The sequence below is a fragment of the Pseudoblastomonas marina genome (assembly GCF_014641655.1).
GTDB lineage: Bacteria > Pseudomonadota > Alphaproteobacteria > Sphingomonadales > Sphingomonadaceae > Alteriqipengyuania_A > Alteriqipengyuania_A marina.
The window spans coordinates 1958145-1974620 of the sequence record NZ_BMID01000001.1 but is presented as its reverse complement, the minus strand read 5'-3'; the positions used below and the strand labels follow the sequence as shown (position 1 = coordinate 1974620).

The following is a 16476-nucleotide window of genomic DNA, read 5'->3' as shown; positions in this document are numbered from 1 at the left end:
CCTTGAAAGTCGTGGCGATCCGTACGCCCGCGATCGAATCGAGGAAAGGAAGCGCGGGTGGCTCCCCGAAGGCGCGACGGCCTGTTAGAAGCGAATGATGGACAGAAAGTTTCCCGATGGCCCCGGGCTCCTCCGCACGCCGGTGCTGGTGACGGGCGGGGCCGGCTACATCGGAAGCCATGCCGTGCTGGCGTTGCGCGATGCCGGCTGGCCGGTCGCGGTAGTGGACGACCTTTCGACCGGGTTCCGCGCCGCCGTGGCCAAGGACGTCCCGTTCTACGAGGGCGATATCGCCGATGGCGAACTGCTTGCGCGGATCTTCGTCGAGCAGGAAATCGGCGCGATCATGCATTTCGCCGGCTCGATCGTGGTCCCCGAATCGGTTGCCGATCCGCTCAGATATTACGGCAACAACACCGCCAAGAGCCGCGCGCTGATCGCCGCCGCCGTGGCGCATGGCATCGGGCATTTCATCTTCAGCTCGACTGCGGCGGTCTATGGCGCGCCCGACCATTCACCCGTGGACGAGGAGACCCCGGCTGCGCCGATCAATCCCTACGGCCGGTCGAAGCTGATGACCGAGCAGATGCTGGCTGACACCGCGGCGGCGCATGAAATCAACTACGGTGTGTTGCGCTATTTCAATGTTGCCGGGGCTGATCCGCAGGGACGGGCAGGCCAGTCGACCGCCGGGGCGACGCATTTGATCAAGGTCGCCTGCGAAGCGGCGACCGGGCGGCGCGACGGCGTCGCGATCTTCGGGACCGATTACGAAACGCCCGACGGCACCGGCGTGCGCGACTATATCCACGTGTCCGATCTCGTGGCGGCGCATGTGCTGCTGCTCGAACGGCTGATCGCCGAACCGGAAGCCTCGCTGACGATGAATTGCGGCTATGGGCGCGGGTTCTCGGTCAGCGAGGTGCTCGACGCGGTCGAGCGCGTGGCGGGTACCGAGATCGCGCGGCGGACCGAAGCCCGTCGCGCGGGCGATCCGGGCGAACTGGTCTCGGATCCTTCGCGGATTCGTTCGACCCTGCCGTGGGAGCCGCGGAATGACGATCTCGATACGATCGTGCGCCATGCCCTCGAATGGGAGAGAATGCGGACAGACTGAATCGTTGACAAGCTCGTCCGCGCGCACTAACCGCGCCTTGATTTTCCGGCATCGGAGACCATCTCCGGTGCCTGTTTCATTTCCGGGATACGCACCATGAAGATTCGCAACAGCCTCAAGTCGCTGAAGAACCGTCACCGCGATTGCCGCGTCATCCGTCGCCGTGGTCGCACCTACGTGATCAACAAGACCAACCGTCGCTTCAAGGCGCGCCAGGGCTGAGCCCGGGTTGATTTGGATTACGGAAACCCCCGCCCAGGCGGGGGTTTTTTGTTTTGGTTGAGGCAGTCGTCTTCGATATCGGGCGCGTCATGGTTCATTGGGACCTCGCGCATCTCTACCGCGAGCTGATCGCGGATGACGGTCAGCGCGCCTGGTTCGTCGAGAACGTCGTCTCGCCCGAATGGCATTTCCAGCATGACGCGGGCCGACCGCTCGAGCTGATGGTGGCCGAGCGCAAGGCGCAGTATCCCGAATTCGGTCCGCTGATCGATGCCTATGCGACGCGCTTCCTCGACTCGATCCCGGGCGAGGTCGAGGGGATGGTCGCCTTGCTCGAGGAACTGGTGGCGGCGGATGTACCCATCTTCGCGCTGACCAATTTCGCCGACAGCTTCTGGGACGATTTCGCCGCCGAATATCGCTGGACCCGCCATTTCCGCGAGGTGGTCGTTTCGGGCAAGGTCAGGCTCGCCAAGCCCGACCCGGCGATCTACGCGCTCGCGCAAAAGCGCTACGGGCGCGCGGCGGGCGAGCTGTTCTTTGTCGACGACACGGTCCGCAATGTCGAAGCGGCACGCACCGCCGGCTGGGATGCGGAAGTCTTCTCCGACGCAGAGACCTTCCGCGGCCAGCTGGTCGCGCGCGGTTTCCTCGCCGCATGAAAAAGCCCCCGCGCGGGGGAGCGCGGGGGCACGGGGAGAGGAGCCGGGAGGAGGCTCCCCGGGGGAGAGCCGGTTGCTCAGTCGTTGCACTTCGCCAGTTCGTCGGCGTCGAACACGTTGTTGGCGGCACGGAAGGCGGTGACTTCGCCGAATTCGCTCGCCAGGCGCTGACACACGATCACGTCGCGGCTGCGGCCCTTGTTCGGTGCGACGCAGGTGTCGCCTTCGCAATCCCACAGCACGCCCTTCTGGATGTCGGAACGGGCGGTTTCGACCGGGCTGGCGAGCTGGGCACGGTAATAGTGGTTGTTGACGGCATTGGCCGGGGCGGTGGTCGCGGCGAAGCTGGACAACGTGCCGGCGATCGCGAGCGCAGCGAGCGAGAGAGTGCTGGTGAGTTTCATCGGAGGGGTCCTTCGGGCTGGTTTCGTATCGTTATTGCGGGCAACCGTTTTTCAGTTGCGAATCGATACCTACTGCCTTAAGTTTTAAGTTGCAACTAAAAACTTTGTTTCGATTTTGTGGCACTGCGCCTTTGCGCTATGAGCGCACCGGGAAAGGACGATATGGGCGATTTACGCGAACCGCTGCGCGAGCTGACCGAATGCGGGCTGCCGCAAGCGCTGGAAGTAATGGGCGAACGCTGGAGCTTCATGATCCTGCGCGCCAGCTTCAACGGGCTCCACCATTTCGAGGAATTCCTGAGCGAGCTCGGCATCGCGCGGAACATCCTTTCCAACCGTCTGGCCAAGCTGGTCGAGCACGAAATCCTCCGCCGTGAACCGTGTCCGGAGGATCGCCGCAAGATCGAATACCGGCTGACCCAGAAGGGCTTCGACCTGCTGCCGGCGATGATCGCGCTGCGTCAATGGGGCCAGAAATACGGTGCCGAATTCACCGAGGATCCGGTGCTGGTCGACGAGCGCGACCGGCTGCCGCTGGGCCCGGTCTCGATCCTCGCGCATGACGGGCGCACGCTGACGCACGAGGATCTCTGGCTGGTTCCGCGCGACAAGCTCGGCCAGCGCGAGGACGGCAGCCGCGCCAAGGTCGGCAAGTGCTGCAATCCCGGCGCACGCGACGAACCGGTCAAGGACTGGCGTCAGTCGAGCGAGGATGCGGTCGCAGCCGAATAGGCTGTCATTCGCTCATTCCGCGGGGACGGCTCCGGGGGCGGTATCCTTGTGCGGTCGGCGTTTGCCTGCCTGCCATCCGCGCCATGCGACCAGCGCACCGATGGCGCATCCGAGCGCCATCCAGATCGCCGGGCTCGTCGCCCCGATCGCCATGAACAGCTCGCGCCATGCATCCGAAAGGCGCGCCACCGAGAACAGCACCAGTTGCGCGGCCACGAGCAGCGCGACAATCGCCATCGGGCGACGGCCTTTCACCGGCGCGGCGCGCCAGAGCCACACGGCAATGCCGGCGATGACGAACTGCGCAACGACCAGTGCGGCGTAGAAAACAACGGGCGGCTCGTAGCTCCCACCCAGGGTGATGAAGAGCGGGATGGCGAATAGCCGCGCGAGGACCGGCCCGAGCAGCATGAACAGCGTCCCGATCATGAAACGCGCATGGACGTGGACGTCGTGCCGCTCCTTCAGCGCCTCGTGGAAGAACCACGCGACCGCGAGCACGCTCAGCAGGTCGTAGGCGCCGAGGCCTTCGCCATGCGCCTCGTAGATGATGCTGTCGCCGAACGCGGTCGCCTTGGCCATCGACCACACGATCACCATAGCGCTGGCCATGAAAAGCGGGAAATAAAACAGGCTCGCGCGGCCCAGCGCGCGGTGCAGCGCCAACCGGTCCTTGCGGTGTGCGGCCCAGGCCTGGGTGGCGAGCAGGATCATCCATCCGGTCGCAGTCGCAGCGTGGAAATGCATCTCCCACGGCGCATCGGTGAATTGCCCGAAATATCCGCGCCAGAATGCCGGAATAGTCAGCAGGACTACCAGCGTGACCCACAGATAGGCTTTCTTGTACGGCATGGCTCCCCCCTTGCGCGTTGTCGGGGGAGCTAATCTTGAATCCGGCGAGCGGTCAAGCGACCCGCCGACGCCCTAGACCCGGCGGAAGTTCCACACCGCGTTCAGCACGAACATTGCCAGCCCCGCCACCACCGAGACCAGCACCCGCGCGATCAGGTAGTTGATCGGGGTGAACTGCAGGAAAACCCACATCAGCCCCATGGTGAGCGCCAACCCGACGCCGCTGTTCAGCAGGAACAGCGCATAGCCCTTGCCCAGCTCGCGCTCGGTTCCGGCGAAAACCCACCAGCGACCGAACAGGTAATGGATCGAATTGGAGATCACGAAACCTATGCCCGAGGCGATCACCTCGTCGACCCCGTAATATTCGACCAGCACGAACAGGACCCCGAGCCCGATAAGGAACACCCCGGTGCTGACCACGGTGTTGCGCACCAGCATGCCGCCCACGCGGCGGGTGAACAGCCGGCGATGGAGCGGCGCGTCGGCGGGCGGCGGCGATGGCACGGTGGTGCGGGTCAGGCGGGATGCGCCCCCAGCTTGCGCGAATAGCGGTCGGGATCGACCTCGCCCTCGTCGCGCCAGCTCGTGCGACGCTTCATGAAGGGATTGAGAAACAGCAGCGGCAGCTTGAGGAACAGCAGTTCGGAATGGATGAAACCGTCCAATGCGCGCTCCCACCATCTCGGTTCGCGCCTCGCGTGCTGCTTGAGCCAGCCGTCATAGGGCGCCCAATGGCTTGGTTCGTCCTGCTTGATGATTTCGAAGATCCTCACCAGCTGTGGGTCGCTCTTCACGAAGCGGTTGGCGAGCAGGATTTCGACCTGCTTGTAGCCGCGCTGTTCGGTCAGCGAGATCACGCGACACAGCCGCTCGAACAATTCGTCGCGCGCGATCACTTCCTTGGTGTCGAGCCCGTCGATCGTGCGTCCGAACATGATCTCGACGAAGCGGTCGATATGGCCGAACATCCGGTCGACCGCGAGCGGTCGGGTGCCGCGCAACTCGAACCAGCGCTTGAACATCACGTAATGCTTGCGCTCGTCCGCACGGTGCCGCTCGACCTTTGCGATGAATTCGGCATCTTCCGGATAGCGCGCGCGCACCGCCTCGAGCACCCGGTCGATCGCCGTATACCCGCGATGCTCGTTGTAGATGTAGATCGACCCGAGCAGGTCGAGATAGCGATCGCGAAACCAGGTGAGCATCGTACGGCCTCCTCGGCCTGAGCCGTGTCTATGCACGCGGCGGTTGCCGCCTGTAACTCAATGCCTCTGCAACGTGGATTCGCCCCACCTGTTCCGCCCCCGCGAGGTCCGCGACCGTCCGCGACACGCGCAGGATGCGGGTGTAGCCGCGCGCGGTGAGGCGCATCGCCTCGGCAGCTTGCATTAGCAGCTTGCGGCCCGGTTCGTCGGGCGTGGCGTAGCGGTCGAGGTCGTCGCCTTCGAGTTCGGCGTTGGTGCGCGCCTCGGTGTCGCGGCTCGACTGGCGGGCGCGGGCCTGGGCGACGCGCGACGCGACTTCGGCGCTGCCTTCGGCGGCCGGGGGTAGAGCAAGATCGCTGGCGCTGACCGGGTCGACCTCGACATGCATGTCGATCCGGTCGAGCAGCGGGCCGGAGATCTTGGCCTGGTAGTCGGCGGCGCAGCGCGGGGCGCGGCTGCAGGCGAGGGCGGGGTCGCCGAGATGGCCGCAGCGGCACGGGTTCATCGCCGCCACCAGTTGCACGCGCGCGGGATAGGTGACGTGGGCATTGGCGCGCGCGACGTCGACCTTGCCCGCTTCCAGCGGCTGGCGCAGCGAATCGAGCACGGCGCGCTGGAATTCGGGCAGTTCGTCGAGGAACAGTACGCCGAGGTGCGCGAGGCTGACGTCGCCCGGCTTCACCCTTAATCCGCCGCCGGTGAGCGCCGCCATGCTAGCCGAATGGTGCGGCGCGCGAAACGGCCGGGTGCGGTTGATCGCGCCACCCTCCAGCGTGCCCGCGACCGAGGCGATCATCGAGGTCTCGAGCGCTTCCTCGGGCGTCAGCGGAGGAAGGATGCCCGGCAGGCACGATGCGAGCAGCGATTTGCCAGCGCCCGGTGGCCCGTTCATCAGCAGATTGTGTCCGCCTGCCGCGGCGATCTCGAGCGCGCGCTTGGCGGTTTCCTGGCCCTTGACCTGCTTCAGGTCGGGGCCGTTCCTGGGCTCGGCCGCCTCGCCCGGTTCGGGCGGGGAGAGTACCTGCGTGCCCTTCAAATGGTTGAGCAATGCGGTGAGATCGGGCGCGGCGAGCACCGCCACTCCGCTCGCCCAGCGCGCTTCCGGACCTTGGGCGGCCGGGCAGATCAATCCCTTTTCCGCGCCCGCGGCATGCATCGCCGCGAGCAGCACGCCGGGCGAGGGCGCGATGCGTCCGTCGAGCGAAAGCTCTCCCACCGCGACGTAATCGGCCAGCTGCTCGGCATCGGTGACGCCCATCGCGGCGAGCAGCGCGAGCGCGATCGGGAGGTCGTAATGCGATCCTTCCTTGGGCAGGTCGGCCGGCGAGAGGTTGATCGTGATCCGCTTGGGTGGGAGCGCGAGGCCCAGCGCGGAAAGCGCCGCCTGTACCCGGTCGCGCGATTCTCCCACCGCCTTGTCGGGCAGGCCGACCACGCCGAATCGCGGCATGCCGGGCGCGATCTGGCACTGCACCTCGACCGCGCGCGCTTCGAGCCCGAGAAATGCGACGGTCGATACCAGTGCGACCATGCCATCCGTCCCCTGTTAACCCTGCCGCGACAGGTCTGGCGGAGCGAGCCGCATCTGTCGAGGACTGAAAAACTTCAGAATTCGCGCATGATCCGGTTCTCGCGCCGCCGCAGCCGCCGTGTCTGCAAGATTCGATTAACCAGCCTAGGTGACTCTGTGCCTAAGCGTGCTGGCAAGTCGCGCCCCTGCATGAGATCAACATGCAAAAGGTCGCAAAACTTTTCCTCGCCGCGCTGGCCCTGGTCGCAAGCCCCGCCGCCGCGCAGACGATCGCCTACGAAGACGTGCTGTTCGCCGACAGCTCGGTCGCGCTGCTCGAACAGCCGCCGTCGCAGGCCGTCGCCGCCGCGCCAACGATCGCCTACGAAACCCCGGTCGAATACGAAACCGCCCAGCGTGCGGTGACGATCTGGAACCGCGTGCCGATGGTCCCGCGTGCCACGCAGAAGGTAGCGACCCTCGATTACGGCCCGTTCCGCGTGCTCGGCGAGGGCAAGGTCGCATTGCTCGGCCTGATCGACGGCCGCAGCCCCGCACAGTTCGCCCAGCTGCTGCGCGACCACCCCGGTATCGGCATGCTCGAAATGGTCGAGGCCCCGGGCACGGTCGACGACAATGCGAACTTCCGCCTCGCGCGGATGCTGCGCGATCACGCCATCGTGACCTACGTGCCCGCGCACGGTTCGGTCCGTTCGGGCGCGGTCGAACTGTTCCTTGCGGGCGCGCGCCGGATCGCGCATCGCGACGCCGAATTCGCCGTGCACAGCTGGATGGACATCTATGGCCGCGAGGCGAGCGATTTCGCCGCCAACGACCCGGTCAACCGCGCCTATATCGACTTCTACGTCGAAATGGGGCTCGGCGAGGGCGAGGCGGAGCGGTTTTACGCGATGACCAATTCGGTCCCGCATTACGACGCGCTGTGGCTGGATACCCGAGAGCTGGCGCGCTATGTGCCGATCGAGCAGACCGGCTGAGGTCACGGTCGCTTTGGCTTGACTTGAGCGCGGGTTTTTTCTAGGCGCGCGCTCGATATCGGGTCGCCCGTGAGGCGGCCCTTTCAATTTCCGGCCACCCGACAGGGTCCGGCACAAACCTAGGTTCGATACGATGAAACGCACTTTCCAGCCCAGCAATCTCGTGCGCGCCCGCCGCCACGGTTTCTTCGCCCGCAAGGCGACCCCGGGTGGCCGCAAGGTCCTCGCCAACCGCCGTCGTCGCGGTCGCAAGAAGCTGAGCGCGTAAGCTGTTACGGGGCGCCGATGGCGCGCGCTCCACTCTCCACTATCAGGAACCGCCCGGACTTTCTCCGGGCCAACCGGGGGCTGCGCGTTGCGCGGCCCGGTTTCGTGTTGCTGACGCAGAGGAACGACCTCGAATCGAAGCGATTCGGCGTGACCGTGACCAAGAAGGTCGGCAACGCCGTGGTCCGCAACCGGATGAAGCGGCGGTTGCGTGCGCTGGCGCACGAACTGATCCCCGAACACGGGCTCGACGGCCATGATCACGTGCTGATCGGGCGCGACGGCGGGATCGAGCGGGACTTCGCCGAGATGCGCGAAGAACTTGCCACGGCGCTGGCGCAGGCGCGCGCGGGGCGGGCGAGCCGGCGCGGACCCCGCAAGCCCGATCGCAAGGGCAGCAAGTGAAACGCCTGCTGATCCTCCTCGCGCGCGGGTGGCAACTCGGCCCCTCGCGAATTCTGCCTCCGACCTGCCGCTACACCCCGTCCTGCTCGGCCTATGCGATCGAGGCGCTCGAGCGGCACGGGGCGATTAGGGGTGGCTGGCTTGCGACAAAGCGGATATGCCGCTGCCATCCATGGGGCGGGCATGGACACGATCCGGTTCCCTGATCCGGTGTGTCACAGGTTTAAAACACCTTGCGCCTTCCCATATCATGCACGATTTGAAGAATTGAGACGGGACCTCTCGTGAACGACAACCGCAATCTGATCATCGCGATCATCCTGTCGGCGCTGGTGCTGATCGGCTGGGACACGGCGATGAACACCTTCTACCCGCAGCCCGAGAAGTCGGCCGAAGTGGTCGAGGCCGTGGACGGTCCGCAGGCGGCCGCCGCGCCGACCGGTGCCGGCCCGGCGCCGGGCAGCGACACCTCGGCCCAGGCCCCCGCCGCCAGCGGACAGGGCGCGCCGATCGAAGCGACGCAGCCGGTCCGCGATCTCGACAGCGAGCTCGCCAGCGCCGGTCGCGTGCCGATCGATGCGCCGGGCCTTGCAGGGTCGATCAACCTGCGCGGTGCGCTGGTCGACGATCTCGTGCTCACGCGCCATCTCGCAACGCTCGAAGACGGCGCCGAAGAGCCGGTACGCCTGTTTGCGCCGGCCGGCACCGAAGCCCAGTATTTCGCGCAGTTCGGCTGGGTCGGTTCGGGCGCGCAGTTCCCCGATCGCGACACCGTGTGGAAGGTCGCCGACGATGCGACGCTCACCCCCGACACGCCGGTCACGCTGCAATGGACGGCGCCCGACGGCACCGGTTACGCGATCCGCTTCGCGATCGACGACGACTACATGATCACCGCGACCCAGTCGGTCGCCAATCGCGGCGGCGAACGGATCGTCGCGCAGCCGTTCGGGGTCGTGAACCGCACCGATCGCTTTGCCGACGAAGGCACATGGATCATCCATTCGGGGCCGATCGGCGCGTTCGACGACGCGGTGAATTTCGATATCGGCTATGACGATCTCGTCGAGGAAGGCCGGAGCAGCGGCAATGGCGATGTCGACTGGATCGGCTTCACCGACCATTACTGGCTCTCCTCGCTCGTCCCGCAATCCGGGGCCGAGGCCGAGGCCGATTTCCGTTCGCTCGGCAATTCGATCTTCCGCGCCGATCTCGTCTACCAGCCGACCGCGGTCGCCGCAGGCGAGACCCTGACCCGCAGCACCCAGCTGTTTGCCGGGGCCAAGGAAAACGACGTTCTCGACGCCTATGAAGACGGCGGCATCGTCAATTTCGGCCATGCGATCGACTGGGGCTGGTTCGAATGGTTCGAACGCCCGTTCCTGTGGCTGCTCAAGCAGCTCGAATCGCTGTCGGGCAATTTCGGCGTGGCGATCATCCTGCTGACCGTCATCATCCGCTTCTTCCTGTTCCCGATCGCGCAGAAGCAGTTCGCCAGCATGGCGGCGATGCGCGCGATCCAGCCGAAGATGAAGGCGATCCAGGAGCGCTACAAGGACGACAAGCAGAAGATGCAGCAGGAGGTCATGGCCCTCTACAAGAAGGAGAAGGTCAACCCGCTCTCCGGCTGCCTGCCGATCTTCATCCAGATCCCGATCTTCTTCGCGCTCTACAAGGTGCTGATGCTGTCGGTCGAAATGCGTCACAAGCCGTTCGTGCTGTGGATCGAGGATCTCTCGGCGCCCGATCCGGCGCATGTCCTCAACCTGTTCGGCCTGCTGCCGTTCACGCCGCCGGCGCTGCTGGCGATCGGCCCGCTCGCGATCCTGCTCGGCCTGACGATGTTCCTGCAGTTCCGCATGAATCCGATCGCCGATCCGGTGCAGGAACAGATCTTCAAGATCATGCCGTGGGTGCTGATGTTCGTGATGGCACCGTTCGCCGCGGGCCTGCTGCTCTACTGGGTGACCAACAACATCCTGACGCTGGCGCAGCAGAAATATCTCTATTCCAAGAACCCGCAGCTGCGCGAACAGGCGCTGAAGGAGAAGGAAGAGAAGCGGCGCAAGCTGGCCGAGGCGAAGGGTCAGTAGGTGGAGCCCGATCCCGAGCTCATCGAACGCGCGCGGAAACTGTTTTCCGGTCGTGTCGATTTCCTGCTCTCAGCCCCGCAGCTCAAGTTCCTGCCCGAACCGGACTTCCCGGAGATCGCCTTCGCGGGCCGATCGAACGTGGGCAAGAGCTCGCTGATCAACGCGCTCACGGGCAGGAAGGCGATCGCGCGCACCTCGGTCACGCCGGGACGCACGCAGGAACTGAACCTGTTCGAGATCGGCAACCCGACCCAGCTGCGGCTGGTCGACATGCCCGGCTACGGTTTCGCCAAGGCCCCGCCCAAGGTGGTCGAGAAATGGAAGAAGCTGGTCCGCTCCTACCTGCGCGGGCGGCCGGTGCTCAATCGCGCGCTGGTGCTGGTCGATGCCCGCCGCGGGATCACCAAGCACGACGCCGAGATGATGGACATGCTCGACGAGGCCGCGGTCGGCTACCGCGTGGTGCTGACCAAGGCCGACAAGCTGAAGGCGAGCGAGCTCGACAAGGTCGCGGAAGCGACCGCGCAGGCGCTGGCGAAGCGTCCCGCCGCCTTCCCGGTTCTGCATGTCACCTCGAGCGAGAAGGGCATGGGCATCGCCGAGCTGCGCGCTGCGGTGCTGTCGGATAGCGAGCTCTGACGAACGACTGCTTTTCAGCCTCCCGCGGGAGACTCGAAATGACCGGGTTTGGGTGGTTAGCTGCCGTCAGGCTTCACCGTTGCACTTTGTGCTTTGAATAAGCTGCGACTGCGGATCGAAGATAATCACAATCAGATTGCACCCGCCGTCGTCCATCATTGGCAAGTCGCGGTGATTGTCAAACCAGCGCGACTGATTAGCCTGACCAAACAGGTCCGCAGTAGCTTTTTCTCGGCCAGCGATTTCTTCCTCTTCGGCGTCCGTGCATGGCCGCGACTCGAAGTTTTCGAGCATGACTTCGCAGCCAACGTCGCCCACTCGCGCCTCTGCCGGACTTGGAAGGACATAAACGCCAATCACCTTGCCGTCGGGTCGCAAGGCATAGTTGCGGGAGTATTCTTCTAGTGGCTCGGCAGCGGCGGGAAGTTGCACCGCCGACTCGATTGCGCGCATGATTAGCTCTTGTTCAGAGGCTTGCTCCTGCGAACATGCTGCGCCCGTGACCAGCGCAATAGCGTAGAAAACTGCTTTCATCGGGGCACCATCGCGCAAGCAGCCGATGGCAGCAACCGGGTCGTTAGCCGACAGACCGCTTTTCGTTAAATCTAGCCGATAGTTGACGGTCCGCGAACGGCCTAACACAAGGACATTACGATGGGACTAGCCCCTGCATAGGCCCTCGATTTGCTAACCGCCAAGTTGCAGTATCATTTCGATACCGAGATACTCGTAGCGTCCAGAATCACGCGGACGGTCTCCTCTGGCTGATCCCACATCGGAAAGTGTCCGCTACGCTCGAACCAGTGCATCGCCGATTCAGGAAAGGCTTTGATCGCGCGATCCGCCTGCTGCGGTAGACACAACCGATCCTTGCGTCCCCAGCCGATGACAACGGGCGCAGCCGTATTCGCAGGGCCCTCCTGCATTGCGCCGTTGGCGAGATCCTTCACAAGCGAATTGACGGTGCGCGTATTAGCCAATGACTTCAGTTCACGCGCGACGAATGCCGGATCGAGCGCCCACGGCCTTGCGGAGAGCTGGGCCATGAGCGCGGTCCGGCCCGCGACATTCCCGGTGATGGCAGAAAGCGCCGGTCGCAGCGCGCGAACCAGAGCAATCGATGGCGTTATGGTGGCTTTGAAGAAGGTGCGCTCCCACCCCTGCCAGAAGCCGCCCGGATCCAGTGCGACAACCGCGCCGGCTTGGCCGCGCCGCGACATCTCGAGCACCAGACGAGCACCCAGCGAGCTGCCAACCATATCAATACCTGTGAGATTCTCCGCGCCGAGCCAGTCGTTCAGACTGCGCGCTAGCCCGTCAAACGTGCCGCTGTCGGCCTCTTCGGGCGTCTGCCCGTGGCCGGGCAGGTCCACGGCGATTACCTCCCTGGCCTGAGAAAGCGCAGGCGAGATCGTGTCCCACGAGCGGCAAGTAGCCCCCAGTCCGTGGACAAGGAGAAGGGGTTTTCCGCGCCCCGTGCGCGTGTAGTGCATGGTCATGGAACGGTAACGCCTCACACCGACTTATGGGCCCCGTGGATGCCTATATTGCCGAAGGTGAGGCCAAGAGCGGACGGTCCGCAATCGGGTCGTTAGCGGAAAGGCAGGAATTGGCCCGCCTCGCCTTTTTCAGGTCGCGAAAATCCGCGCGGGGTCGGCAAATGCCTTGATCTCGAGCGCGTTGCCGCTGGGGTCGCGGAAGAACATCGTCGCCTGTTCGCCCGGCTCGCCCCTGAAACGGATCGTCGGCTCGATCACGAAATCGACCTTGCCCGCGAGCCGGTCTGCCAGCGATTGCCACTCGGTCATCGACAGCACCACGCCGAAATGCGGCACCGGCACGTCGTGCCCGTCGACCGGGTTTGCCCCGGCATCTGCATCGCCGGCGCGCTTCACCTTATGCGCGACGATCTGGTGGCCGTAGAAATCGAAATCGACCCAGTCTTCGGCGCTGCGGCCCTCGCGGCAGCCCATCACCTCGCCGTAGAAGCGGCGCGCGGCGGGAATATCGTCGACGGGGAAGGCGAGGTGGAAGGGCGGCATGGTCATGGATCGCTCTTGCGCGTTCATCGGTTCATTGTCGACAGGCTTTGCGTGAATGCATAGGGCGGGGCCGAGCAACAGGGACCCGCGCATGAAACTCGTCATCGGCAACAAGAACTATTCGAGCTGGTCGCTGCGCGCCTGGCTGGCATGCAAGCAATCGGGCCTGTCCTTCGACGAGATCGTGGTGCCGCTGTTCGGAAGTGACTGGGAAGAACACCAGCGGCAGGACAACCTCCAGCCCAGCCACGGCAAGGTGCCGGTGCTGTGGGACGGCGAGGCGGTGGTGTGGGATTCGATCGCGATCATGGAATACCTCGCCGACAAGGTCGGCCGCGAGCGTTTCTGGCCCAAGGACGAGGTCGCGCGCGGCACCGCGCGGGCGATGGTGGCGGAGATGCATTCTTCCTATCACGCGCTGCGCAGCGAATGCCCGATGAACATCCGCAAGCGGATCACCGGCGGGTCGTTCAGCGAGGATTGCAGGCAGGACATCATCCGCATCCTCGGCCTGTGGGCGGAGGCGCGCTCGCGCTATGGCAGCGGCGGCCCCTTCCTGTTCGGCGCGTTCGGCGCGGCGGACATTTTCTACGCGCCCGTGGTCAGCCGGCTGCTGACCTATGGCGTCGCCGTGCCGGGGTTCGCCGAAGGCTACATGCAGGCGGTGTGGGAGCACGACTGGATGCAGGAATGGATCGCCGCGGCCGAGGACGAGGATTGGACGATCCAGCAATATGACAGGGCGCAGGCATGATTCGATTTCTTACCGTTTTCGCCGTCTTTCTGGCGCTCGCCGTGGCGAGTCCGGTGAAGGCCTGGGGGTTCTACGCCCACCGCATCACCGCCAGCATCGCGCTCGAGAACGTCACGCCCGAAACCCGCGCCGAGATCGACCGGCTGCTGAAGGCCGCGCCGCTGCTGGGCACGCCCGAATGTGCGCTCGAAACGCTCGAGGATGCGTCGGTCTGGGCCGATTGCGTGCGCCGCGATTTCGATCGCTGGGGCTATACCGCCGCCTGGCACTATAAGACCGCGCCGATCGACGGGGAATACAATGCCCGCCAGAACTGCTCCGGCGGCGCCTGCGTCAACGGCCAGATTGAGCGCGCGATGAACGTGCTCTCGCGCCGTGAATTGCCCGACAACGTCCGGCTCGAAGCTCTGGCCTTCCTCGTCCACTTCACCGGCGACATCCACATGCCCTTGCATTCGGGCGACAAGGACGATCGCGGCGGTAACGACCGCGAGACCGATTACGGCATCGTGCCGTCGTTGAACCTCCATTGGATCTGGGACGGCCCGATGGCCGAACGCGCGATCAGCTCGGCGCGGCCCGCGCTCGTGCGCCACTACACCGCCGAGGAACGCGCGGCGCTGTCGGGCGGGACGCCGGCCGACTGGGGCCGCGAGAGCTGGGAATTGTCGCGCACGCTGGTCTATCCGATAGCCTTCGACACCGAGAATCCCGCCGAGGAAGACCTCCCCGAAAAGACCGCGCTGACGCAGGAAGATATCGTCGCGCAGCTTCCCGCGCTGCGCCGCCGCGTGCAGCAGGCGGGGCTGCGGATGGCGAACCTGCTCGACGAGGCGTTGGACTAGGGCACGCCTAGAACGCGCTGCCGTCCTTGCGGGTGAAGGGACCGCCCGCGGGCAGGTGCATGTCGATATCGGGATAGTGGCAGGCGGTGGTCGAGGGCTTGCCGACCACGACGAAGCTGCACGGCGCATCGCTGCGGTTCTGGATGACATGTCCGTTGCCGTCGTTCTTGGGGAAGGCCGCGATATCGCCGGGGCGGAGCGCATGTTCGCCCGCATCGTCGACCAGCACGCCTTCGCCTTCGACCATCACCAGCAGCTCGTCCTCGCCCTCGTGCCAGTGACGCTGCGACGACCACGCGCCGGGTTCGAGCACCACGTGGCTCGCGCCGAAATCCTCCAGTCCCGCGGCGGGGGCGAGGCGGCGGTAATTGCGCGCCTGAACCTTGTCGGCGAATTCGGGCGGGTATCCGGTCGCATTGGTCTGGGGAATGGTCTCGAGATCGAGCTTGGGCATGGGCGCGGCTCCTGTTAGCGCAAGCGTCATGACCGATGTCGTCACCCTCGCCAAGCGGCTGATCGAAGCCGAAAGCGTCACCCCCGCGCGCGGGTGCGTGTTCGATGCATTCGAGGCGATGCTCGCCCCGCTGGGGTTCGAGGTCCACCGTTTCACCCGCGGCGACGGGCCCGAGGGCAGCGACGAGGAGCCGGTCGAGAACTGTTTCGCGATCCGCCGCGGTCCCGGAGGATCGAAGCATTTCGCCTTCGCCGGCCATCTCGACGTGGTGCCTCCGGGCGACGGCTGGTCGGTTGATGCGTTCGAACCGCAAGTGAAATCCGAACCGGGCGGCGACTTGCTCTATGGTCGCGGCGCAGTCGACATGAAGGGCTCGATCGCCTGCATGGTCGATGCGGTGGCTGCGATCCCCGCGGAGGCGGGCACGATCAGCTTCGTGATCACCGGCGACGAGGAAGGCCCTGCGCTCCATGGCACCCGCGCGCTGATCGACTGGATGAACGAGGCGGGCGAGCGGCCCGATTTGTGCCTCGTCGGCGAGCCGACCAGCGTGAACCGGCTGGGTGATATGGTGAAGATCGGGCGGCGCGGCTCGGTCAATATCTGGCTCGAGGTCGAGGGACGCCAGGGCCACGTCGCCTATCCGCACCTCGCCGACAATCCGCTCCCGCGCATGATCGGCATGCTGTCCGAGCTCGACGAACTCGCGCTCGACGAGGGGACGGAATGGTTCCAGGCGAGCAATCTCGAGATCACCGAATTCGACGTGGCGAACCGCGCGCACAACGTCATCCCCGGCAAGGCAAAGGCTCGAATCTCGATCCGATTCAACGACCTCCACACCGGCGCCGAACTGGCCGAGCGCGTGACGGCGATCGCCGAAAAGCACGGCGGCAGTGCGCGACCGATGATCTCGGGCGAGAGCTTCCTCACCCCGCCGGGCGAATTTTCCGACCTCGTCATCCAGGCGGTGAAGGCCGAGACCGGGCTGCTGCCCGAGCTTTCGACCAGCGGCGGTACCTCGGATGCGCGCTTCCTCAAGGATCTATGCCCGGTGATCGAATTCGGTCTCGTCAACGCGACCATGCACAAGGTCGACGAGGCGGTCGCGGTGGCGGACCTACGCCTGCTGTCGAACATCTATCGGCGGATCGCCGTCGCGGCTCTCGCGCAATGAATTCCGTCGCCGGGATGACGAATTTGGATAGGATGCGCTCGGCGCTTCCAATGCGGCTCAACCCCGCCTAGCATCCCGCACCAAAGAGGTAGGGG

General features: G+C 65.2%; 22 protein-coding genes. 13 read left to right on the top strand and 9 right to left on the bottom strand.

Features of this window, described 5'->3' with window-relative positions:
- Positions 1-94 precede the first annotated feature (94 nt).
- From galE to IEW49_RS09725, 3 genes are all read left to right on the top strand, one after another.
- The gene (gene galE, locus IEW49_RS09735; protein WP_229658150.1) at positions 95-1117 is read left to right on the top strand and encodes a UDP-glucose 4-epimerase GalE; all 1023 of its coding nucleotides are present in this window, start codon (positions 95-97) and stop codon (positions 1115-1117) included.
- Between the two features lie 96 nt (positions 1118-1213).
- Positions 1214-1339, top strand: a complete 126-nt coding sequence (gene ykgO, locus IEW49_RS09730) for a type B 50S ribosomal protein L36 (protein WP_007165381.1) — start codon at positions 1214-1216, stop codon at positions 1337-1339.
- A gap of 53 nt (positions 1340-1392) precedes the next feature.
- Entirely contained in the window at positions 1393-2001 is a 609-nt protein-coding gene (locus IEW49_RS09725; RefSeq protein ID WP_229658149.1) for an HAD family hydrolase, read from the top strand.
- Positions 2002-2078: 77 nt separating this feature from the next.
- Here the strand turns inward: IEW49_RS09725 and IEW49_RS09720 are convergent, their stop codons facing one another.
- Positions 2079-2405 (bottom strand): CC_3452 family protein, encoded by a 327-nt coding sequence (locus tag IEW49_RS09720; RefSeq protein ID WP_188642490.1) that lies wholly within the window; start codon positions 2403-2405, stop codon positions 2079-2081.
- 162 nt (positions 2406-2567) lie between these two features.
- Here IEW49_RS09720 and IEW49_RS09715 point away from each other — a divergent pair, with 162 nt between their 5' ends.
- Positions 2568-3137, top strand: a complete 570-nt coding sequence (locus IEW49_RS09715; protein WP_188642489.1) for a winged helix-turn-helix transcriptional regulator — start codon at positions 2568-2570, stop codon at positions 3135-3137.
- Positions 3138-3149: 12 nt separating this feature from the next.
- Here the strand turns inward: IEW49_RS09715 and IEW49_RS09710 are convergent, their stop codons facing one another.
- From IEW49_RS09710 to IEW49_RS09695, 4 genes are all read right to left on the bottom strand, one after another.
- Complete coding sequence (locus tag IEW49_RS09710) at positions 3150-3989, bottom strand: MFS transporter (protein ID WP_188642488.1); 840 nt, start codon at positions 3987-3989, stop codon at positions 3150-3152.
- A 72-nt stretch (positions 3990-4061) separates the two neighbouring features.
- Positions 4062-4496: a GtrA family protein gene (locus IEW49_RS09705; protein WP_188642487.1), complete on the bottom strand. Its 435-nt coding sequence runs from the start codon at positions 4494-4496 to the stop codon at positions 4062-4064.
- A gap of 11 nt (positions 4497-4507) precedes the next feature.
- Positions 4508-5197, bottom strand: a complete 690-nt coding sequence (locus tag IEW49_RS09700; RefSeq protein WP_188642486.1) for a ferritin-like domain-containing protein — start codon at positions 5195-5197, stop codon at positions 4508-4510.
- Positions 5198-5225: 28 nt separating this feature from the next.
- The gene (locus IEW49_RS09695) at positions 5226-6728 is read right to left on the bottom strand and encodes a YifB family Mg chelatase-like AAA ATPase (protein WP_188642485.1); all 1503 of its coding nucleotides are present in this window, start codon (positions 6726-6728) and stop codon (positions 5226-5228) included.
- 200 nt (positions 6729-6928) lie between these two features.
- Here IEW49_RS09695 and IEW49_RS09690 point away from each other — a divergent pair, with 200 nt between their 5' ends.
- From IEW49_RS09690 to yihA, 6 genes are all read left to right on the top strand, one after another.
- Positions 6929-7705, top strand: a complete 777-nt coding sequence (locus IEW49_RS09690; protein WP_188642484.1) for an alpha/beta hydrolase — start codon at positions 6929-6931, stop codon at positions 7703-7705.
- 133 nt (positions 7706-7838) lie between these two features.
- Positions 7839-7973 (top strand): 50S ribosomal protein L34, encoded by a 135-nt coding sequence (gene rpmH, locus IEW49_RS09685; protein WP_160616868.1) that lies wholly within the window; start codon positions 7839-7841, stop codon positions 7971-7973.
- Between the two features lie 17 nt (positions 7974-7990).
- Complete coding sequence (rnpA, locus tag IEW49_RS09680) at positions 7991-8377, top strand: ribonuclease P protein component (protein ID WP_188642483.1); 387 nt, start codon at positions 7991-7993, stop codon at positions 8375-8377.
- Positions 8374-8583 (top strand): membrane protein insertion efficiency factor YidD, encoded by a 210-nt coding sequence (yidD, locus tag IEW49_RS09675; RefSeq protein WP_188642482.1) that lies wholly within the window; start codon positions 8374-8376, stop codon positions 8581-8583. The genes rnpA and yidD overlap by 4 nt, the downstream gene beginning before the upstream one ends.
- Before the next feature lie 78 nt (positions 8584-8661).
- Complete coding sequence (gene yidC, locus IEW49_RS09670) at positions 8662-10470, top strand: membrane protein insertase YidC (RefSeq protein ID WP_188642481.1); 1809 nt, start codon at positions 8662-8664, stop codon at positions 10468-10470.
- The gene (gene yihA / locus IEW49_RS09665) at positions 10471-11109 is read left to right on the top strand and encodes a ribosome biogenesis GTP-binding protein YihA/YsxC (protein ID WP_188642480.1); all 639 of its coding nucleotides are present in this window, start codon (positions 10471-10473) and stop codon (positions 11107-11109) included.
- Positions 11110-11175: 66 nt separating this feature from the next.
- On the opposite strand, the gene IEW49_RS09660 is transcribed toward yihA, so the two are convergent.
- From IEW49_RS09660 to IEW49_RS09650, 3 genes are all read right to left on the bottom strand, one after another.
- The gene (locus IEW49_RS09660) at positions 11176-11643 is read right to left on the bottom strand and encodes a hypothetical protein (RefSeq protein ID WP_188642479.1); all 468 of its coding nucleotides are present in this window, start codon (positions 11641-11643) and stop codon (positions 11176-11178) included.
- Between the two features lie 173 nt (positions 11644-11816).
- Positions 11817-12602 carry an alpha/beta fold hydrolase gene (locus tag IEW49_RS09655; protein ID WP_229658221.1) on the bottom strand — a complete coding sequence of 262 codons (786 nt, stop codon included), beginning with the start codon at positions 12600-12602 and terminating at the stop codon, positions 11817-11819.
- A 135-nt stretch (positions 12603-12737) separates the two neighbouring features.
- Positions 12738-13157 (bottom strand): VOC family protein, encoded by a 420-nt coding sequence (locus IEW49_RS09650; RefSeq protein WP_188642477.1) that lies wholly within the window; start codon positions 13155-13157, stop codon positions 12738-12740.
- 85 nt (positions 13158-13242) lie between these two features.
- Between IEW49_RS09650 and IEW49_RS09645 the strand changes: the two genes are divergently transcribed.
- Entirely contained in the window at positions 13243-13905 is a 663-nt protein-coding gene (locus IEW49_RS09645; protein ID WP_188642476.1) for a glutathione S-transferase family protein, read from the top strand.
- Positions 13902-14750, top strand: a complete 849-nt coding sequence (locus IEW49_RS09640; RefSeq protein WP_188642475.1) for a S1/P1 nuclease — start codon at positions 13902-13904, stop codon at positions 14748-14750. Before IEW49_RS09645 ends, IEW49_RS09640 begins: the two co-directional genes overlap by 4 nt.
- A 7-nt stretch (positions 14751-14757) precedes the next feature.
- On the opposite strand, the gene IEW49_RS09635 is transcribed toward IEW49_RS09640, so the two are convergent.
- Positions 14758-15204: a cupin domain-containing protein gene (locus IEW49_RS09635; RefSeq protein ID WP_188642474.1), complete on the bottom strand. Its 447-nt coding sequence runs from the start codon at positions 15202-15204 to the stop codon at positions 14758-14760.
- Positions 15205-15232: 28 nt separating this feature from the next.
- On the opposite strand from IEW49_RS09635, the gene dapE reads away from it, so the two are divergent.
- Positions 15233-16381, top strand: a complete 1149-nt coding sequence (gene dapE / locus IEW49_RS09630; protein WP_188642473.1) for a succinyl-diaminopimelate desuccinylase — start codon at positions 15233-15235, stop codon at positions 16379-16381.
- The last annotated feature ends 95 nt before the right edge of the window (positions 16382-16476 follow it).

Excerpts from the sequence above, each read along its gene's own strand:
- ykgO (WP_007165381.1), top strand. The coding sequence starts at position 1,214 with ATGAAGATTCGCAACAGCCTCAAGTCGCTGAAGAACCGTCACCGCGAT.
- dapE (WP_188642473.1), top strand. The coding sequence starts at position 15,233 with ATGACCGATGTCGTCACCCTCGCCAAGCGGCTGATCGAAGCCGAAAGC.
- IEW49_RS09640 (WP_188642475.1), top strand. The coding sequence starts at position 13,902 with ATGATTCGATTTCTTACCGTTTTCGCCGTCTTTCTGGCGCTCGCCGTG.
- rnpA (WP_188642483.1), top strand. The coding sequence starts at position 7,991 with ATGGCGCGCGCTCCACTCTCCACTATCAGGAACCGCCCGGACTTTCTC.
- IEW49_RS09635 (WP_188642474.1), bottom strand. The coding sequence starts at position 15,204 with ATGCCCAAGCTCGATCTCGAGACCATTCCCCAGACCAATGCGACCGGA.
- IEW49_RS09710 (WP_188642488.1), bottom strand. The coding sequence starts at position 3,989 with ATGCCGTACAAGAAAGCCTATCTGTGGGTCACGCTGGTAGTCCTGCTG.
- IEW49_RS09720 (WP_188642490.1), bottom strand. The coding sequence starts at position 2,405 with ATGAAACTCACCAGCACTCTCTCGCTCGCTGCGCTCGCGATCGCCGGC.
- galE (WP_229658150.1), top strand. The coding sequence starts at position 95 with ATGATGGACAGAAAGTTTCCCGATGGCCCCGGGCTCCTCCGCACGCCG.
- IEW49_RS09700 (WP_188642486.1), bottom strand. The coding sequence starts at position 5,197 with ATGCTCACCTGGTTTCGCGATCGCTATCTCGACCTGCTCGGGTCGATC.
- IEW49_RS09695 (WP_188642485.1), bottom strand. The coding sequence starts at position 6,728 with ATGGTCGCACTGGTATCGACCGTCGCATTTCTCGGGCTCGAAGCGCGC.
- IEW49_RS09655 (WP_229658221.1), bottom strand. The coding sequence starts at position 12,602 with ATGCACTACACGCGCACGGGGCGCGGAAAACCCCTTCTCCTTGTCCAC.
- IEW49_RS09645 (WP_188642476.1), top strand. The coding sequence starts at position 13,243 with ATGAAACTCGTCATCGGCAACAAGAACTATTCGAGCTGGTCGCTGCGC.
- IEW49_RS09690 (WP_188642484.1), top strand. The coding sequence starts at position 6,929 with ATGCAAAAGGTCGCAAAACTTTTCCTCGCCGCGCTGGCCCTGGTCGCA.
- rpmH (WP_160616868.1), top strand. The coding sequence starts at position 7,839 with ATGAAACGCACTTTCCAGCCCAGCAATCTCGTGCGCGCCCGCCGCCAC.
- IEW49_RS09660 (WP_188642479.1), bottom strand. The coding sequence starts at position 11,643 with ATGAAAGCAGTTTTCTACGCTATTGCGCTGGTCACGGGCGCAGCATGT.
- IEW49_RS09715 (WP_188642489.1), top strand. The coding sequence starts at position 2,568 with ATGGGCGATTTACGCGAACCGCTGCGCGAGCTGACCGAATGCGGGCTG.
- IEW49_RS09650 (WP_188642477.1), bottom strand. The coding sequence starts at position 13,157 with ATGACCATGCCGCCCTTCCACCTCGCCTTCCCCGTCGACGATATTCCC.